The sequence below is a fragment of the Streptomyces sp. NPDC091272 genome, assembly GCF_044757485.1.
GTDB lineage: Bacteria > Actinomycetota > Actinomycetes > Streptomycetales > Streptomycetaceae > Streptomyces.
In genome coordinates this window covers 94,761-112,068 of sequence record NZ_JBIVVC010000012.1, presented here as the reverse complement: position 1 = coordinate 112,068, position 17,308 = coordinate 94,761, and the positions used below count along the sequence as shown (strand labels likewise).

Below are 17,308 nucleotides of genomic sequence, written 5' to 3'. Positions count from 1 at the left end.
AAGCCAAAGACAACCTGCAGAAATGACTGCAGCGATCCCGCTCACCGACGAAGAACGCGCGGCCGTCAACGACGGTCAGGCCGCTCTGGACCGCCTGCTTGACCGTCTGGCCGACACTCCGACACCCGCAGGCCCGACACCCCGCGAACTCGACGTGCCGGCCAGTGCATGCCTTCTGCCACTCATCGCCGTCCGGCAAGGCAGTGCAGGCCCAGCGTCGCGCTGATATCGGAGTGCGAAGTGGCGCGGGAGAGTGTCACAGTCACTGTCGTGACCTTGATGGACGTACTCGTCGACTTCTCCCGCACTGGCCGGCTCGGGCCCCTGAACTGCGGAATGTCCCTGGCTGAGGCTGAAGACCTTCTCGGCCCGGGGCGCCCGCACCCGGCCCACCGCCTGAAGGGGCCCGACATCGACGGTTACCCGTACTCCTGGGACGGGCTGGGGCTGGTGGTCACTCAGCGGACCGTCAGCGGGATCTGGATCAACCTCTGGCCCGGTTCGGCCGCCAAACTTCCGCCGCTCGTCCTGCCTGATGCCGACTCGTTCGAGGCCACCGTCCTCCGCGAGGAACTGGTCGACGCCCTCGACGCCGCTGGCTGTCGGCATGCGGTCAACAGCACTCTCACATTCGGCGAGCAGTCGAGCATCCTCACCCAGCCCGCTGACGTTTGCGCGGTCTTCAGCCTGCCGGGACGGGACAACCACGTGCCGCACCGTGATCGGCACTACCTCGACGTGATTCACAAGCACACGGCTTGACACTGCTGATTCCACAGAATGATGCGGTTGACGTGTCCTTCGACGACGCCGGAGTTCCATGGTTGCGTGAGGCTCGCGGTGACGGCGTCGAGGTCTCGTTCGAGGTGCTGGGCGAACCTGCTCGTTGTTCGGGGCCGTCGGCGCATCCGGCGCGGTCACTTTGGGGCTGGTCTTGGCGGCCGCCGTGCTCCTGGTTCTGTGGAGGCCCCGGCTCCCGCGCAGCTGGCGGTAGCGCGGCCTGATCATGGCCCTGGGGACGACGGCATCGCGGGGATGAACGTGGTCTACCTGGCTCTGGAGCGGCTTCCTGTGGGGGTGTCGACCACGCTGCAGCTGCTGGGACCTCTGGTGCTGGTGCTGGCGGGATCTCGCCGGCTGCTGGACCTGGTGTGGGCGGCGCTGGCATGGGCCGGGGTGTTGTTGTTCTGGAATCCGCTCGGCTCGGGCGGGGATCTGTCGGTCACAGGGGTGGTGCTGGGGCTGATCTCGGGGGTGGCGATGGCCGTGTACGTACTTCTCAATAAGAGGCGGGTGTGGTCAGTACGGACGGCACGTTCCTCGCTTACGCGGTGCTGTGGGCGGCGGTGCTGTCACTGCCTTTCGGTGTCGCGCAGGCCGGTGGGCGGCTGCTTGAGCCGAGGGTCCTTGCGGCCGGGTTCGGCATCGCGCTGTTGTCCGCCGTGCTTCCCTACACCCTCGACATGGCTGCCCTGCGGCGTCTGCCGTCGCGAATCGTGGCGGTGCTGGAGAGCCTGGAGCCGGCGGTGGGTGGCTTGGCCGCTGTGGCCCTTCTCGAGGAACTCCTCACCGGGCTGCAGTGGGGCGGGGTCGCCTGTGTCGTCATTGCGTCCATCGGAACGTTCCTGGTGCCCGCACGGTCTGCAAAGGGCAAGGCACATAGCGCACCGCACCGTCGGCAGGAACCGGAACCAAAACCGGATCGAGGCGAGGGAATCGTCCACGCCGCAGAGTCCGGAGCACGCGCCGTGCGCCGCTGAGACGACTGCCTGGTGTTTTCCCCGGCGAATCCGTACCACGACCTGTGCCCCTGCCAAAGCCGGCAGGGGCACAGGTCGTGGCTAGGGTGAGGTACTTCGCCCGACCTCCGAGCGGGGCCGGGCAGGCTGAGGAGCAAGGACAGAGAACAACGATCGATGATCGGCGTCTGCGAATCCTTCAGATGGTGCACCAGCACGGTTCGATGTCCGCCGCGGCCGAGGCACTTCACCTCACCCCGGCAGCGGTCTCAGCAAGTCCATTCCCTGGCACGTGACCTGGACGTGAACCTGGTCGAACGACGAGGACGGGGAGCGCAACTTACCTCGGCAGCCTATGCGTTGTTGCGCCATGCGGACGTGATGTACGCCCAGTGGGAGAGCGCCCGCGCGGAGCTGGCGGCCTTCCAGAGTGACGCCGCCGGCCTCCTGAGGATCACTGCCTTTCCGACAGCCCTGGTGGGCCTGGTGGTCCCCGCAGCCCAGGAACTGCGGCACACAGCCCCCGATCTGCGCCTGGAGCTGGCCGAGGCGGAAGCCTCGGACTCCTTCGACCTGCTCGCCGCCGGCGCCACCGACGTCGCGGTCGTCGTGCCGCTACCGGCCAACCCCTCGGCGTCGGACCACCGCTTCTACCAACAGCCACTGGCCGATGACCGTCAGGAACTCCTTGTCCCGAGCGGTCATCGGTTGGCTGTCGCCCAGCGAGTGTCGCTCGCCGAGGCCGCAGCGGAGGTTTTCGTCGCCGCGCCGGACAGCATCGACCAGCACCAGCTCATCCTTGCTGCCTGCCAGGCTGCCGGCTTCGTCCCGCGCATCGAGCACCGGGCCCAGTAGTGGAACGCCATCATCACCCTGGTCGGTGGCGGCTTCGGTGTCAGTCTCATCCCTCGTTGGGCGCCTCTGCCCCCAGGGGCACCGGTGGCCCGGATTCCCTTGGTGGGAGATCCTGCCCCCCGGCGCCGCCTCTTGACGTGCGTACGCCGCGGCAGCGACGCCCAGCCCGCAATCGCTCAAGGGCTGGCGGCGCTGCGCGCGGCTGCCGCCCGCAGTGAGGTCTTCAACTGACGGCCCCGTCCGCGGCCGGGACGGGGTGCTGGTGGTGGCGGTGGTAGATGACGGGAGTCTGTTCGGGGGTGTGCGTGGACTCCACGACTTGCCCCACGAGCAGCACGTGGTCGCCTTCCTCATGGACCGACTTTACGGAGCAGACGACGTCGGCGCTGGTTCCTGGCAGGACGGGCTGACCGCGTTTGGAGTTGTAGGGGACCCCGTCGAAGCGCTGGTGCGGCTCACCAACGGCGAAGTGCCGCATGAGGTCGCGCTGTTCCCAGCTCAGCACATTCACGGCGAAGGCCTGTTGGTGCTGAATGCCGCGGGCCGTGCGGCTGGTGCGGGACAGGGAGACGACCCGTGTGGGCGTCTCGGCGGACAGGTTCTTGAGTGTCGTCCCGTCCAGGTCGGCGTTCGTGAGTGTCGCCTCGACCAGGTCGGCGTGAGTGAGTGTCACCGTCTCGGACGTCGTCATGCAGAACACGTTAGGAGCGGCTGCTGTGGCACACCCGCTACCTCGACGCCGTGGTCACCGTTCTGCACGAGGCCGGCACGGAGGTGCAGGACGAGTACCTGGCCCGGCTGTCCCCGCTGAAGGCCAGACACCTCAACGTCCTGGGCCGGTACAGCTTCCTGCCGGCCCTCCCCAACGGTGGGATGTTGAGCCCCCCCTGCGCGACCCGGCCGCCGCCGCGGCGGAGACGGAGAACACCGTGTAGGAACAGATGCTCGCCCCCTGGGCCTCGGCGGCGTCGGGCCGGGAGCGTGTCAGGTTTTCGGAAGTTACGACGATCTAGGGATGGCTTCCGCTGGTTCGTGCCGGGAGGATTGACGTAGCTGGATACGCCTGTTGCCGTACGGCAGGAGGCATGGGAGATGAGGGGGATTGTGGTGGGTAACGCAAGCGGTTCGGAGCAGGAGTGGATGGATCTGGCGGACGCGATCACGCTGCTGCGGGATCAGGTCGCCGAGGCACAGGACCGGATTGCTCGTCCTTCGGGTTCAGGCCACCGGGGGGTGTTGTTCACGATGGGGGAGATCACTCTGGACCTCGGGCTGGAGCTGACCGGTACCAAGGGTGTCAACGGCGGGCTGCGGTGGAGCGTGATCAGCCTGGGCGGGAAGAAGGAGAGCGGCAGCAAAGCAACCCACACGGTGAGCGTGAAGCTGACCCCGCACCGGCCCGGTGGTGGCGACATCGACGTCAGCGACGAGGAGTAGACCCTCCAGGCACGTGCCGAAGGCGGCGGCAAGGAAGCGGGGGAGCACTGGTGGAGTTCGACCGGCGGGTGCAGATCCGGGTGGACCGGCTGAAGGACGGGGAGAGGAAGAAGGGGTTCGGCTCGGGGTACCTGGTGGGGCCGCGGCTGGTGCTGACCGCCGCCCACGTCCTCGACCAAGTGGACCCCGGCTCCGACAGCCCGGTGACGGTAAGTCTGCCCGACACCGGCGAACGGGAGTTCCCTGCGGTGGTGCGATGGCAGCGCACGGACGACACCGTGGACGCCGCGTTGATCGAGATTACCGACGGCCACGGTTGGAAGGTGCCGCAGTCCCTCGGCGACCTGCTCACCCGGCCGCCCCAGCGTTACGGCCTCATCATCGGGACGCAACCCCACCCAGTCACCGCGAGCGGCTTTCCCCGCTTGCAGAAGGACGTCACAGACGGCCGACGGTTGGATGAGCAGTTCACGGGACGTATCGCCCCGGGTACCGGATCCCTGGCAGGCCGCTACGAACTCACCAGTACCGATCCCACCCCCGCCGCCGCAACAGACACTCCCGGTGGGAGCCGCTGGTCGGGCATGTCCGGCGCCGCCGTACTCACCGACGACGGCTACGGCTCAGACCTGCTGTGCGGAATCATGCGTCGCGACCGCAAGGCCGACGACGGCACCCGCCTGACCGCCACCCCCGCCACCCATCTCCTCGCCGACGGCGCCCTCCGCGCCCTCATCACCGAACACACCGGCTGGGAACCCGTCCTTGAACCGGTCGAACCCGCCGCCCTGCTCACCCCAGCCGCCGTCGACCGCAACCTCCGCTCCCCGGCCGCTCTCCTGCGCGCCGACGCCGAAGCCGTCGCCTTCCACGGCCGCGAAAGCGAACTCGCCGACCTGCACGCATGGTGCGAGAACGGCCCGCCCGCCATTCAGGTGCGCGTGCTGACCGGCCCAGGAGGACAGGGAAAGACCCGCCTCGCCCGCCGGCTCACCGATTCCCTCGGCTGGCGCGGCTGGGTCACCGGACACCTGAACTCGGACCTCACCGACGACCCCGCCCCGCCCGACCTCACCACTCTGACCACCTCTCTGCCCCTGCTGCTGGTCGTCGACTACGCCGAGACCCGTCCCCGCCTGCTCCGCCGTCTCCTCACCCACCTGCACCGCTCCCGTCACCGGGTGCGCGTGCTGCTGCTCGCCCGCTCCGACGGGCAATGGCGCACCGGCTCCCTCCAGGCCATCGCCGGTGTACGAGACCTCCTCGAAGAAGCCCCGGTCACCCCACTCGCCCCGCTCATCCCCACCAGCCAGGCCGTCCAGGGTCGGTGCGACGCCTTCCACCGCGCCGCCCGTGACCTCGCCCTCCTGCTGCCGTTGCTTCCCGGCCTGCCCGCACACGAGTGGACATCCCTGGCAGCCTCGCTCCGGCCCCCCGCAGATCTCCACGAAAACCGCTACGGCAACGTCCTCACCCTGCAGATGACCGCCCTGGTCGGTCTCCTGCAGCACGGACCGCGACCCGTCGACGCGGACCCGAGTACCCCACCAGAGAGCACCCTCCTCAAACACGAGGACCGTTTCTGGGAAGCCAGTGCGAGATCGCCCACCTACAGACTCGACCTGTCCGCCGCCACCTTGGGCGCCGCTGTGGCGGTGGCCGCCCTGTGCGGCGCCGGCACGAAGGACGAGGCCCTACGGGTCATTACGACCCTGCCCAGCTTGCCTGCTCACCAGAGGGCACCCGCCGCCGCGTGGCTGGCCTCCCTGTACCCGGCCGACGGCGACCACTACTGGGGCTCCCTTCAACCCGACCGCATCGCCGAATACCACAGCTCCCGCACCCTCATCGAAGGCGACATCCCGCTGAGCTCCCTGCTCGGCGTGGCAGCGCCTGCACAGCAGGCCCAGCTCATCACCGTCCTGGCCCGTGCCGCCGTCGCTCACTACAACACCGGGCGCACCACCGCCAGCGAACACATCCTCCACACCATGAGCGCGGCCCTGGACACCGCCCCCCTGACCTACCAAGGCGCCCAGACCGCAACCAACGCACTCCCCTACCCATCCCGCGTCATCGCCCCCCTCGCTCTCCGCCTCACCACCGCCCTCACCCACGCCCACCGGCAATTCGCCGTGAGCAACCCGGCCGCTTACAAACCCGCCCTCGCGCATTCGCTGTCCAACCTCGGCATCCAGTTGGCGGAGGCAGGCCGGCGGGGCGAGGCCCTGACTGTTGCGGCGGAGGCGGTGGAGATCTATCGGCGGCTGGTCGCGGGCAACCCGGCCGCCTACGAACCCGACCTCGCGGGCTCGCTGTCCAACCTCGGCATCCGGCTGGCGGAGGCCGGTCGATGGGGCGAGGCCCTGACCATTTCCGCGGAGGCGGTGGAGATTTACCGGCGGCTGGGCACGGGGAACCTGGCTGCCTTCGAGCCCGCCCTTGCTGACTCGCTGTCCAACCTCGGCGTCCGGCTGGCGCAGGCTGGCCGGTGGGGCGAGGCCCTGACCGCCGAGCAGGAGGCGGTGGGAATCCGGCGGCGGCTGGCCGTGGGCAACCCGGCCGCCTACGAACCCGACCTTGCTGACTCGCTGTCCAACCTCGGCATCCAGCTGGCGGAGGCTGGCCGGTGGGGCGAGGCCCTGACCGCCGAGCAGGAGGCGGTGGGAATCCGGCGGCGGTTGGCCGTGGGCAACCCGGCCGCTTACGAACCCCCTCTCGCGCGCTCGCTGTCCAACCTCGGCGTCCGGCTGGCGCAGGCGGGTCGGCGGGGCGAGGCCCTGACCGTTGCCGCGGAGGCGGTGGATATCTCTCGGCGGCTGGCGGCGGGCAACCCGGCCGCCTTCGAACCCGCCCTCGCCGCCTCGCTGTTCAACTTCGGCATCCAGCTGACGGAGGCGGGTCGGCGGGGCGAGGCCCTGACCGTTGCCGCGGAGGCGGTGGAGGTCTATCGGCGGCTGGCCGCGGGCAACCCGGCCGCCTACGAACCCGACCTTGCCGACTCACTCGCCACCATCGCGATGATCCTGGCAGCGGAAGATGACCTGTCTGCCGGGCTACGCGCCACAAGGGAGGCTGTGGAGCTCTACCGCAGGCACGTTGCCAAGGCGCCCTACGTGCTTGCCCGACTCCACACCGCGCTGGAACTACAGGCGAATCTATGTGAAGGGCTCGGGCGCGAGGAAGAGGCGGAGGCAGTCCGTCGTCGGATCAAGCGGAATCCGCTGTCGCCCGGATTCTCATAATTGACCCTTTGCACGAGCAGGATCAAAAACAGTCGGGCGCAGACCCCGGCCTCAACCAGACGGGCGACCCCGACTGTCGCTACCGGGTCGGCTCACCCCTCGAAGCAGTTGACCCTGCCACCATCAAGCTGGCGGCCCAGGACGTAAGGCACCCCGCTCGCAAGCCGCCCCGACAGGCAGCGAGATGGTGGCATAACTACCGGTCGTTGCAAGGCGGAGGGCTCTCACCTCCTCCATCCCGTGCGTGACCGCGGTCGAAGGCGAACATCGGTCACTGCGGCTGACGGGACGGCTGAACGCCCCGCCTGTGGTGGTCAATGGCGGAATGGACGTAGTCGAAACCATGCGGCTGCGGGTGGCCCGGCCGGCCTGGCGGCCCAGGGTCCTGTGCCCGCCGCCGTCGGGGATCCGGCCGAGCTTCTTCACGTCGACGTGGATCAGTTCGCCGGGGCGTTCACGCTCGTGGCGGCGGATCACGGCGCCGGTCGGACGATCGAGCCAGGACAGGCGGTTGAGCCCGTGCCGGGTCAGAACGCAGTGAACGGTCGAGGCGGGCAGCCCCAGGACCCGCCCGGATCGGCCCCGATGCGCCCGACCGGGCACACTGCTGGTCGCCGGAGCAGTGCTGGGTGATACCCATGAACCGTGGCTTCCCCGCCGCGCGGAGACGTGCGGGCATCCCTCGCAGGGCGGTGTCTCCGTCACACCGTGCGGACGCTGTGCGCGATGACGGCCTGCCTGCTGGCCGTCACGTCCTGCGGGCCATGGGGACCCGGGGGCGCCGGACCGTCCCGGGCGCCCCGGCCGCAGCCGTTGACCGAGGCTGACCTGCGGTCCGTCCTGCCGACTGGCGAGTCCCTCCCGGGTTACGTCGCCGAACCGCAGGTACCGTCCACGACGGAAAGCCCCACGGCCGGTGGCGCGTCCGCGAGCTCACCGCTTTACCCCGACAGCCCCAAGGCCTGCAGGCCCCTCGTCGACTTCGAGATGGACGGGGTATTGCACCGACCCGTCGCGCACGTCTGGGCAAGAATGACGCCGAGAGACCGCAAGGGCCAGAAGATCGACTTCTCAAAGCTCAACTCGGTCAGGCTGAAAAGCTACTCCGTCGAAGAGGCCTCGGCGGTGATGGACTCGCTGAAGCAGGCCCTGCCGGCGTGCGGCGGGTTCCTCGTCTACACGCTGAACTACGGCGATCAGGACGCTCAGATCGACATCGGGCCGTGGTCCGCCCCGGATGCCGGGGACGATGCGGTTGCCTTCACCTGGACGGTGCCGCACATCGCGATGAACCAGACCGTGCCCATCACCGTCGTACGCACCGGCGGCGTCCTCACCACCTACTTGGGAGCAGTCCCCGCCGACATCCCCCAGCAGCAGCACGAGAAGATACGGACCCTCCTCACCGGCAGCACGGGATGACACCGCCCACGCCAACGGCCCTCGGCGACGCGCGTCATGCTTCTTGCACCGGGGTGCGCCACCTGTTTGCACTGCTGTGCGCCCGTGGCAGGCAGGGTTGTTGACGAGAGGGGCATCGATGCGTCGGTGAAAAGTGCTGTTGTTTCCCGGGTAAAACCGGTGGCACGCGTGTAGGCACGGCGCGGACGGTGGCCCCGGCGGACGCCGAGTCACGTCGTGGCCCTCTTCGCTGTCTTCCATCGCATCCCCAACGCGTCCAGCTCAGCCCGGCGTTCCTCGGGGAGCTTGTCGGCGCGTTTGCGGATGTTGTCCAGGACCATCCCCAGTTTCACGTCCACCACCTGGGGGCCGTCAGCGTCGCTCCGAGCGCCTCCCGACCCGTCGTGTGGCTCCACGGACTCCACATGCTTCCTCGGCACCGTCAGGTGTCCCTCGCGGGCATGGAACGCCTTCGCGGCCGCGAGGTTGAGCATCCACTTGTCATCCTGGGTGCGCTTTTACCGGCCGCTCCGACTCCTCCGCCGGTTCGATACCCAAGGCGTTCTCCAGGAGCCACTGCTGCGCGGGCAACAAGGCGTCCCATTCGAAACGGCAGCCCTGCACCCACCCTCCGAGGTTTTCGCCCCGGACGACGACCCCACCGGCCACCATCGGCAGGCTGCCGCCGTTCTCCAAGTGGTTCTGCACCAGTCGCAGGCGCGCTGCCGTCCGGCGTCCCGTGCCGGGCACCAGCCGGGATCGATCCAGTCCAGGTCCTCCCGGCGCCTCCAGGACAGCTCCGGAAAAAGGTCTCAGGAATCGAGCACGGCGGCGACGGCCTCGATCTCGACGAGTTGGTCCTTGTATCCGAGCACGGTGACACCCATCAACGTGCTGGGGACGTCATGGTCGGCGAACGCGTCCCGCACTACCTGCCAGGCGGCCACCAGGTCCTCCTGCCGGGCCGACGCGACGAGAACCCGTGTGCTGATGACGTCCTGGAGTGACGCGCCTGATGCAGTAAGGGCGGCCTGCATGTTCTCGATGGCTTTCGCTGCCTGGCCCGCGTAGTCCCCGATCGCTGCCGTGGAGCCGTCATCGTTCAGCGGACACGCCCCTGCGAGGAAGATGAGGCGTGACTCGGCGGGTGCCGTTGCCGCGTAGGCGTACTCAGCGACGTCGGACAGGGCGGTGGAGCGGATCAAAGTGATGGCACGAGACACGATCGTGGGGTCCTTTCCCCTCGGGTGTGCAGCGCGGACATCCTGCCAACGGCCAGTCGGCTTCCGCCTCCCCTTTTCTCGCCGCCCCGCAAGAACGCCGTCAATTCTGCTCGACATTCACGAACCGCATGACCACCGACTGACTCCGGAACCGCTCGCCAACTGCTGTGCCTAGCTAGGTGTACCCGGCCCCCACTCGACAACCGCGGTGCCTAGCTAGGTGTACCCGGCCGCCACGTTGGTCGCATCGTTGGGGTAGGGCGCGATTCACGGAGCCGGCTTGACCCTCACGTTGCGTGAGGCTGGAGGGTGGGGTGCATGAGTGACTACTACGACGCGTTTGAGATGAGTCCCGTGCCGGCTCCCGGCCCGGATGCGGTTCCGCCGGAGCCGTTCCGTGGCATCTATGGAATGCCCGCGTTCGTGACGATCCCCACGAGTGATTTGGCGGCGTCGGTGGACTTCTGGATTCGTGGGCTCGGGTTCTTCGAGCTGTTCAGCGTCCCCGGCACGCTTGTGCATCTGCGCCGGTGGGCGTTCCAGGACGTACTCCTCGTCTCGGCGGCGAGCGTTCCGGAGCAGCCACCAGCGATGAGCTTCAGTTTCGCGGGCGTGCTCAGCCAGGTCGATTCCCTTGCCGAGGCCTGTCTTGCGTTGCGCCCCAACTCGGTCGACGGTCCACGGGACACTCCCTGGAACACCCGCGATGTGGAGGTGATCACCCCCGAGAACGCACGGATCGTCTTCACTGCGGCGAAGCCCTTTGATCCGGCCAGTCAGGAGGCACGGAACCTTGAAGCCATCGGGATCACCCCGCCGGACGTCGGCCGCGGCGACAATGGGGAGCATGCCTGACGCCACTGACGCCACTGACGCCACTGATGCCGATGGTCTGACTGTCGGTCAGGTCTCGACCCGTCTGGGCGTGACAGTCCGCGCGCTGCACCACTGGGATGAGATCGGTCTGGCGCGACCGTCGCTGCGCACGGCCGCCGGATACCGGCTCTACACCGCCGGTGATCTGGAACGCCTACACCGCATCGTCGTCTACCGTGAGCTCGGTCTCGGCCTGGACAGGATTCAGGCCATCTTGGACGGCTCGACCGCAGACGTACCCGGCGCATTGCGCGCGCAGCGCAAACAGGTTGCTGAACGAATCGACCGCCTCCAGCAGCTCAGCGCCGGACTGGATCGGATGGTCGACGCCCACGAGCGCGGCCTGCTGCTGACCAGCGAGCAGCAGGCTGCGGTCTTCGGCCCCCAGTGGAACCCGGACTGGCCCGCCCAAGCCCGTCAGCGCTACGGAGACACGACGCAATGGCTGCAGTACGCCGAAGGCTCAGCCTCTCGCGGTCCGGAGGAATGGCAGGACATCTCCGACGCCGTTGCCGACTTCGACCGCGCCCTCGGGGATGCGATCGACACCGGCGTCACACCTGGTAGCCCAGAAGCGAATCAACTCGTCGAGAGGCACCGTGAAGTTTTTGCTTCGTACTTTCCCCTCACCAGGCAGATGCAGGTCTGTCTCGGCCGCAAGTATGAGGCCGATCCGGGATTTGCTGCCCACTACGACGGCATCCGCGCCGGCCTTGCCACGTGGTTCCGTCGAATCATCGACGCCAGCGCGCGCGCCCACGGCATCGACCCCGACACCGCGACCTGGCAGTAGAGCGCGGGCCCGGAAGCCTGCACCCGTGGGGGCGTCCGACGACACTCGTACGGGATTGCGGCCAGGCCGCTCCTTCCCCTACGGGGTCAACATCCGCCGCATCCACGCGGGGCGCTACCGGGTGATGTACGAGATCGAGGACGGCCGCCTGACGATCATCGTGTTCCACCTCGGACGCACCCGGTAGGAGCGCTGGGGACGGCGACCGTACTCCCGGCGCCGAACCCGCGGGTCCTCCGCCGGGTGGGGGCGCCGTGCTCAGCCGCCGTGCCACCTCAGCGGCACGGGCGAGAGGGCCCGCGAGGCGTACTGGTGCAACTGACCACCGGGCGTGCACCATTCAAGGGGAAGGGCACGCCCGCCAGAGAGGGAGGCCACTGTGGGGGAGCACCGCAAGCCCGATCCGGATCCCGGGCAGGGCAAGCCGCCGCCCGGGAACGCGGACGGGAAGGCCCCGGACCCGCCTCCTCCGTCGGGCACCCGCAGAAAGTAGGCATCCGTCCCATGCCTCTCGACGACCGCCGCCGCGCCCTGGCCCACGCACTCGACGTACAGGGCTGGCCCGCCGATTCCCCGTGGCTGCGCGAGGCCGTCCTCCAAGCCGTCCCGCGCCACCTCTTCGCTCCGGACCGGCTGTGGGAGTGGGACGGCCACCACCACGTTCCCGTCGACCGCGCCCAGCACCCGGACCGGTGGGCATCACTGGCCTACGCGGGCCCCGATGAGCCGACCCTGACGCAAATCACCGACGGGCTGCCCTCCTCCAGCCTGTCGGCGCCCTCGATCGTCATCGACATGCTCGACTCCCTCATGCCCGAGCCAGACCACCACGTCCTGGAACTGGGCACCGGCTACGGCTGGAACGCAGCCCTGCTCACCCACCGCGCAGGCGCCGGCAAGGTGGTGAGCGTGGAGACGGACCCCCACCTGGCCGCCGCCGCCCACCACCGGCTCACCGAGCACGGCTTCAACGCCGAGGTACTCACCGGGGACGGAGAGCTCGGCGCCCCCGGCCGTCGACCGTTCGACCGGGTGATTTCCACCTATGCGGTCGATGAGGTGCCCTGGGCGTGGGTTCAGCAGTGCGCATCCGGTGCCCGCATCGTCACCCCCTGGGGACGGCTGGGCCACGTCGCCCTGACCGTCGCCGACGACTCCCGCACGGCGACGGGCTGGATCCAGGGGCTCGCCACCTTCATGCCCCGCCGCGGCACCGACCAAGGACACGACTTCCACGACCTCCGCACCACCATCCCCACCGCCGGCACGTCCACAGCCCCCGCACTGGGCGTGCGCGCGCTGCGGGACGCGAGCCTCATCTTCAGCCTGCGCGTCACCCACCCCGACATCCGCATCACCACCACCCTCACCTCCGACGGCCAGGTCACCGCCCACGCCCACGACGGACATACCTCCTGGGCCGCCGCCACCACCCGATCCGACGGTCAGGCCATGGTCGTCCAGGGCGGCCCCCGCTCCTTGATGGCCGAGATCAGCCAGGGGCGCCAGCATTGGCAGGACCGTGGGGCGCCGTCCCTGTGGGACTTCGGTATGACTGTCGAAGCCAATCGCCAGTACATCTGGTGCAAGAACCCACAGGAACCGTGGAGTTCCTGACAGAGCACGGAGGCGGCGGCACAGGGTCCACAAAGCTTGATTTTCGGACGGCTCACCGGACTTCGGCGCCTGGCCGTCTCGCTCCTCGCTGGCGCCCGCGTGGGCTCGGCCGAGGCGCTCCGCGGAGGTAGGGACTGGAGCGACGGTTGTCCGGCGGTGGATGCTCTCGGGTTATCCGTGTTGGCGGGTGCGGGTGTAGTGGCGTTTGGCGCGGTCCCGGTTGCCGCAGTCCGTCGAGCTGCACCAGCGTCGGGTCCCGCTCCGGGAGCGGTCGAGGAAGAACCAGCCGCATCCGGGGCCTGCGCAGCGCCGGATGCGGCTCAAGCGGTCGTCGCTCAGCAGGTCCTCCGTGCGTAGTGCGAGCGCGTGGCGGAGGTCGTCCAGGCGGTCCGTGCCGGGTTGCCATTGCAGGGGGAAACCCGGCGGCAGTGTGGCGTCCGCGCGTGCCAGCACCAGAGCCTGGCGCAGTGCCTCCCACGCGCCGGCGGGAGGCTTTTCATCGTCGACGAGGGCGTCCAGAACTGACGAGAGGGTAGCGCGCAGGCCCACGAGTGCTTCGGTCGCGGCCTCGGTCGTGGAGTCCGCCGTTTCGGCCCGGAGCAGCGCCTCGGCGCGGTCGGCGGTGAGCATTCCGGTGGCGGCCGCCCAGTGCACCCATTCCTGGGGGCCCTGGACGCGGTCGGCTGTGCGGGCGGGGTCCAGGCGCCAGGCGACGGTGTTGACGAAGTCAAGTACCGGGTGACCGCCCACGAATGGCATGCCGGCGTCGTGAGGAGGTCCCGATGCGGCAGGGACTCGGAGAACCGGTTGCTTGCTCGTCATGCCTTCATCGTACGCACCCTTCTAACAACCATAGAGGCTTTTGACTGTTAGACTCTTGGGGCATGGACAGTCTCCGATCAGCGAAAGCCGCCGTCTCCCCGCGAGCGAGCTTCTTCTCCGGAATCAGGACCGGGTCCGGACTGGCGGCCGCTTCCTTCCTCCTCGCCGTGAGCTTCGGCGCGATCAGCACCTCACAGGGCTGGGGGTACCTCGCGCCCGTGATCTGTTCCATGGCCGTGTTCTCGGGCTCGGCCCAGTTCGCCCTGCTGGCGACACTGGGCTCCGGTGGCGGCCTCGTCGGCGCCGTCACCTCCGCGGCACTGATCAACAGCCGTTTCATACCCATGGGCATCGCCGTCGCCTCGGACCTGCGCGGCGGCCGGTTCCGCCGCGCACTCGAAGGCCAGGCAGTGGTCGACGGATCATGGGCGGCCGCCCATCTCGGCGGCGGAAGGTTCGACCGGTACCTGCTCTTCGGCGCCACCGCGGTCCAGTGGCCCGCCTGGGTCGCGGGCACCGTCCTGGGAGTCATGGCATCCCCCCACCCCGACCTCCTGCACCGGCTCGGCCTGGACGTCCTCACCCCCGCGCTCTTCGTCGCGCTCCTCTTCGACGAGGTCCGCCAGGAACGGATCACCCGGCTGCCGGCCCTGCTCGGTGCCGTCCTCGCAGCCGGCCTCATCCTCTTCCTGCCCGCCGGACCCGCCCTCGTGGGCGCGGCGCTCGCCGCACTCATCGCCCTCTTCAGGGCACCCGCCCCGCCGACCACCCGAACCGAAGAGACCGAAAGGACAGACAAGGACGAAGAGGAAGACAGGGCCGAAAAACCTGACGGACAGTCCGCCCACCATGACGAAGAGGCCACACGATGACTCTCTGGCTCGCCATCGGCGCCCTCGCCGTCCTCAGCTTCACCTGCAAGGCCCTCGGCCCCGCCCTGTTCGGCGGACGCACCATGCCCCCACGAACCCAGGCCGTCATCGCCCTCACCGCACCCGCCCTACTCGCCGGCTTCGTCACCGTGGACGTACTGGGCCCCCACTGGAACACCCTGGACCTCACCGCGACCGCCGGACTCGCAGCCGTACCGCTACTCCTCTGGTGCCGTGCCCCGCTCCCTGTCGCGTTGATCGCCGCGGTCGCTGTCACGGCCCTCCTGCGCCTCGTCCTGAGCCGCTGATTCGCACGTAGTAGGCTGCGGCACTTTGCGAAGCTGGCGGCGGCGCTGCGGCGCGAAGGCGCCGAGCACGCGCGGCGCGGCCGGCCCTGGGAAGCTGCCTCCGGAGACCGGGTACTGCTTCGCGCTTAAGACCCAGTACCGTCAGTGCAGGTGTGCGGAGGGAATGTGGGTGCCATGCCCACCAGCGCTCCGGCACATCGCCCGCCCACGCCCTCCAGGGGGCTCCACGGGCAGCGACGTAGCAGCCTTGCCGCGCGAGGCAGTCAACCTCGCTCGAAGAGCCTGAGGCTCGAAGCCGTTCCCCCCTGAAGGGACGCCGCCTCCACCTCTGCCCTCCCGTAGGGGTGGGGCCGGGGCGGAGGTGTCTGTGCTGCGCGCTGTGTATGAGTAGCATCCGGCTAACCACGCGCCCCCCTTTTTCTGAGAGCGAGCGACGATGTCGTTGAGTACCACCCCCATCCAGGACCAGTACATGCAGCAGCTGGCGGACGACCTGGCAAGGAACGCTGAGGAGCAGGAGAAGGCCCGCGCGCAGGTGGAGCAGGCGCAGAAACGTCTCGCCGTCCTGGCACAGGAGTACACCTGGCTCGAGACCATGCGCGCCCAGGCCGCAGCCGCCCACGCCACCCCGGCCGGTGGAGTTCCGGCCGCCGACAACGCCCCCGCGGCTCCCGCCACCGAGCAGGCCACGGCCCCGACACCGGTGAAGGCCAGGCGGGCCCGGAGGAAGACCTCGCAGCCGCAGACCCGTACCGCCGCTACGGAGGTAGCGGCATCTGCGGATGCCCCCGCGGAGAACTCCGGGCCGAACGCCGCCGAGGCGACCGAGACGGCATCCGCGGACGCGCCCAAGCAGCGGGCCGTAAGGAAGCCGGCGGCGAAAAGGGTTCCCGGCCAGCGGGCCACCACAGCGAAAACAGCTCCCGCCGGGCGGACCAAGCGGGGCCCGTCGCTGACCGACCTGGTCGCCCCGCTGCTCAGCGCGGACACCCCGCGCTCGACGAAGGAAGTCCTCGCCGCGCTCAGGGAGCACCACCCCGAGCGCGCCACCAGCGACCAGCTGGTCCGCAACGCCCTCAACACCCTGATCAGCCGGGGCAAGGCACAGCGGCTCCAGCAGCAGAACTCGGTTTTCTACACCACTACCCCGCCTCAGGACGCGGGCGTGCAGCCGGCCGCACGGTAAAAGGACAACCGGCCCGGCACCGCGGCTGAGCGGAGAAGTTGTCAGCTGCGAGTGTGCTCTTCCTCGGCGAGGATTTCCCTGTGCACGCGCAGTGCCGCCCTCGCGCACTCCAACCACTTCTCCCCGCCTTGAAGTCCCCCCGGCCCCTCAGGCAGCGCCAGCAGCCGTTCATCGCCAGTGGTGAGCTCGCCCGGCAGGAGCGTCGCGGTCAGGCCGTGGGCACGGTCCCGCGTTTTCCGGCAGTCCTCGGCTCCTCACCGCCCGCGCGGCAGCAGCTGCACTCGGTCAGGCTGCGGGGGCTTCTGGACCGTCAGCGCGATCTCGGTCACGACGTCCTGACCCGCCTGCAGATGAAGAACGAACCTGCCTTCCTCTGCCCCCCGGAGTGCAGTGCGGGCAGCACCACCGTGCCGTCCGCTCCGGTGGGGAGAAGAGCCACTTGGTGCAGTTCGAGCTCAGGAAGCACGCAGAAGCTGAGGGGGTCAGCGTGACTTGGGGAAGGAGGCGCGCAGTGCGGAGCCGCGGGTGATGAACGCGACTCGGATGACGGGCAGCATGCAGATGGCCTGCATCACGGCGTACCACGGCGGGCAGACACCCGGGATCAGGTCGACGCCGATGATCGCGATCGGCATGATGACGGCGAGGGCGCTCACGCGCTCGCAGGTCCGCCGAGATCCCCGGGACGCGGAGACGGTCATCCGGTAGATCAGCACGGCGACTACAGGCAGCAGGGCTGCCCGGACCCACATGAACGTGTTCACCATATGACCGCTGCTCGACACCGCGATGACCGCCAGGAGGGCGACGGCGCTGAGTGCGCCATAGACCCTGACGCTGTTCTTCGCCGTGTCGAAAGCTTCTTGGGCGCGGGAGCTGTTGAGGAGTGCCGGCTCGGTCGTGGTGTGCTTGTTGGTTTCCATGCTCACCGACG

The 17,308-nt window shown here is 69.0% G+C and carries 21 protein-coding genes and 2 pseudogenes; 16 read left to right on the top strand and 7 right to left on the bottom strand.

The window, feature by feature from the left end; genetic code table 11:
- Nucleotides 1-22 precede the first annotated feature (22 nt).
- From ACIQM4_RS28230 to ACIQM4_RS28210, 5 genes and pseudogenes are all read left to right on the top strand, one after another.
- Nucleotides 23-226, top strand: coding sequence for a hypothetical protein (locus ACIQM4_RS28230; protein ID WP_401597169.1), 204 nt, complete (start codon nt 23-25; stop codon nt 224-226).
- Between the two features lie 44 nt (nt 227-270).
- Nucleotides 271-762, top strand: coding sequence for a hypothetical protein (locus ACIQM4_RS28225; RefSeq protein ID WP_401597166.1), 492 nt, complete (start codon nt 271-273; stop codon nt 760-762).
- Nucleotides 763-1,295: 533 nt separating this feature from the next.
- On the top strand, nt 1,296-1,760 hold the full coding sequence (locus tag ACIQM4_RS28220) for an EamA family transporter (protein WP_401597163.1): 465 nt from the start codon (nt 1,296-1,298) through the stop codon (nt 1,758-1,760).
- A 182-nt stretch (nt 1,761-1,942) separates the two neighbouring features.
- Nucleotides 1,943-2,035 (top strand): LysR family transcriptional regulator, encoded by a 93-nt coding sequence (locus ACIQM4_RS28215; protein ID WP_401597160.1) that lies wholly within the window; start codon nt 1,943-1,945, stop codon nt 2,033-2,035.
- A gap of 85 nt (nt 2,036-2,120) precedes the next feature.
- Nucleotides 2,121-2,825, top strand: a pseudogene (locus ACIQM4_RS28210) (LysR substrate-binding domain-containing protein).
- Here ACIQM4_RS28210 and ACIQM4_RS28205 read toward each other — a convergent pair.
- Nucleotides 2,818-3,285: a flavin reductase family protein gene (locus tag ACIQM4_RS28205; RefSeq protein WP_401597158.1), complete on the bottom strand. Its 468-nt coding sequence runs from the start codon at nt 3,283-3,285 to the stop codon at nt 2,818-2,820. The pseudogene ACIQM4_RS28210 and the gene ACIQM4_RS28205 overlap by 8 nt on opposite strands.
- Nucleotides 3,286-3,305: 20 nt before the next feature.
- Here ACIQM4_RS28205 and ACIQM4_RS28200 point away from each other — a divergent pair, with 20 nt between their 5' ends.
- Genes ACIQM4_RS28200 through ACIQM4_RS28190 form a run of 3 tightly spaced genes read left to right on the top strand, consistent with a single transcriptional unit; the run spans nt 3,306 to nt 7,276 of the window.
- Nucleotides 3,306-3,647 (top strand): Tn3 family transposase, encoded by a 342-nt coding sequence (locus tag ACIQM4_RS28200; protein WP_401597484.1) that lies wholly within the window; start codon nt 3,306-3,308, stop codon nt 3,645-3,647.
- 54 nt (nt 3,648-3,701) lie between these two features.
- Nucleotides 3,702-4,031 (top strand): trypco2 family protein, encoded by a 330-nt coding sequence (locus ACIQM4_RS28195; protein WP_401597155.1) that lies wholly within the window; start codon nt 3,702-3,704, stop codon nt 4,029-4,031.
- Between the two features lie 50 nt (nt 4,032-4,081).
- The gene (locus ACIQM4_RS28190) at nt 4,082-7,276 is read left to right on the top strand and encodes a tetratricopeptide repeat protein (protein WP_401597152.1); all 3,195 of its coding nucleotides are present in this window, start codon (nt 4,082-4,084) and stop codon (nt 7,274-7,276) included.
- A 301-nt stretch (nt 7,277-7,577) separates the two neighbouring features.
- Here the strand turns inward: ACIQM4_RS28190 and ACIQM4_RS28185 are convergent.
- Nucleotides 7,578-7,855, bottom strand: a pseudogene (locus ACIQM4_RS28185) (IS481 family transposase); the annotation flags it as partial.
- Between the two features lie 453 nt (nt 7,856-8,308).
- Here ACIQM4_RS28185 and ACIQM4_RS28180 point away from each other — a divergent pair.
- Complete coding sequence (locus ACIQM4_RS28180) at nt 8,309-8,698, top strand: hypothetical protein (RefSeq protein ID WP_401597149.1); 390 nt, start codon at nt 8,309-8,311, stop codon at nt 8,696-8,698.
- A gap of 209 nt (nt 8,699-8,907) precedes the next feature.
- Here ACIQM4_RS28180 and ACIQM4_RS28175 read toward each other — a convergent pair whose 3' ends face one another.
- From ACIQM4_RS28175 to ACIQM4_RS28165, 3 genes are all read right to left on the bottom strand, one after another.
- A complete protein-coding gene (locus ACIQM4_RS28175; RefSeq protein WP_401597146.1) occupies nt 8,908-9,171 on the bottom strand; it encodes a helicase associated domain-containing protein in 264 nt (87 codons plus the stop codon).
- A gap of 7 nt (nt 9,172-9,178) precedes the next feature.
- Nucleotides 9,179-9,385 carry a hypothetical protein gene (locus ACIQM4_RS28170; protein WP_401597143.1) on the bottom strand — a complete coding sequence of 69 codons (207 nt, stop codon included), beginning with the start codon at nt 9,383-9,385 and terminating at the stop codon, nt 9,179-9,181.
- A gap of 104 nt (nt 9,386-9,489) precedes the next feature.
- Nucleotides 9,490-9,900: a RidA family protein gene (locus ACIQM4_RS28165; RefSeq protein ID WP_401597140.1), complete on the bottom strand. Its 411-nt coding sequence runs from the start codon at nt 9,898-9,900 to the stop codon at nt 9,490-9,492.
- A 318-nt stretch (nt 9,901-10,218) separates the two neighbouring features.
- Here ACIQM4_RS28165 and ACIQM4_RS28160 point away from each other — a divergent pair, with 318 nt between their 5' ends.
- The 4 genes from ACIQM4_RS28160 to ACIQM4_RS28145 all read left to right on the top strand — a co-directional run bounded on the left by ACIQM4_RS28160 (nt 10,219) and on the right by ACIQM4_RS28145 (nt 13,186).
- Nucleotides 10,219-10,755, top strand: a complete 537-nt coding sequence (locus tag ACIQM4_RS28160; protein ID WP_401597137.1) for a VOC family protein — start codon at nt 10,219-10,221, stop codon at nt 10,753-10,755.
- A complete protein-coding gene (locus ACIQM4_RS28155; RefSeq protein WP_401597134.1) occupies nt 10,748-11,569 on the top strand; it encodes a MerR family transcriptional regulator in 822 nt (273 codons plus the stop codon). Before ACIQM4_RS28160 ends, ACIQM4_RS28155 begins: the two co-directional genes overlap by 8 nt.
- A gap of 25 nt (nt 11,570-11,594) precedes the next feature.
- On the top strand, nt 11,595-11,756 hold the full coding sequence (locus tag ACIQM4_RS28150) for a type II toxin-antitoxin system RelE/ParE family toxin (protein WP_401597132.1): 162 nt from the start codon (nt 11,595-11,597) through the stop codon (nt 11,754-11,756).
- A 317-nt stretch (nt 11,757-12,073) separates the two neighbouring features.
- Complete coding sequence (locus ACIQM4_RS28145) at nt 12,074-13,186, top strand: protein-L-isoaspartate O-methyltransferase (RefSeq protein WP_401597129.1); 1,113 nt, start codon at nt 12,074-12,076, stop codon at nt 13,184-13,186.
- Nucleotides 13,187-13,357: 171 nt separating this feature from the next.
- Here the strand turns inward: ACIQM4_RS28145 and ACIQM4_RS28140 are convergent, their stop codons facing one another.
- Nucleotides 13,358-13,945, bottom strand: coding sequence for a CGNR zinc finger domain-containing protein (locus tag ACIQM4_RS28140; RefSeq protein ID WP_401597126.1), 588 nt, complete (start codon nt 13,943-13,945; stop codon nt 13,358-13,360).
- 125 nt (nt 13,946-14,070) lie between these two features.
- On the opposite strand from ACIQM4_RS28140, the gene ACIQM4_RS28135 reads away from it, so the two are divergent.
- From ACIQM4_RS28135 to ACIQM4_RS28125, 3 genes are all read left to right on the top strand, one after another.
- Entirely contained in the window at nt 14,071-14,880 is an 810-nt protein-coding gene (locus ACIQM4_RS28135) for an AzlC family ABC transporter permease (RefSeq protein WP_401597124.1), read from the top strand.
- Entirely contained in the window at nt 14,877-15,188 is a 312-nt protein-coding gene (locus tag ACIQM4_RS28130; RefSeq protein WP_401597121.1) for an AzlD domain-containing protein, read from the top strand. Before ACIQM4_RS28135 ends, ACIQM4_RS28130 begins: the two co-directional genes overlap by 4 nt.
- Nucleotides 15,189-15,630: 442 nt before the next feature.
- Nucleotides 15,631-16,374, top strand: a complete 744-nt coding sequence (locus tag ACIQM4_RS28125) for a hypothetical protein (RefSeq protein WP_401597118.1) — start codon at nt 15,631-15,633, stop codon at nt 16,372-16,374.
- 482 nt (nt 16,375-16,856) lie between these two features.
- Here ACIQM4_RS28125 and ACIQM4_RS28120 read toward each other — a convergent pair whose 3' ends face one another.
- Nucleotides 16,857-17,297, bottom strand: coding sequence for a hypothetical protein (locus ACIQM4_RS28120; protein WP_401597115.1), 441 nt, complete (start codon nt 17,295-17,297; stop codon nt 16,857-16,859).
- Nucleotides 17,298-17,308: the final 11 nt, after the last annotated feature.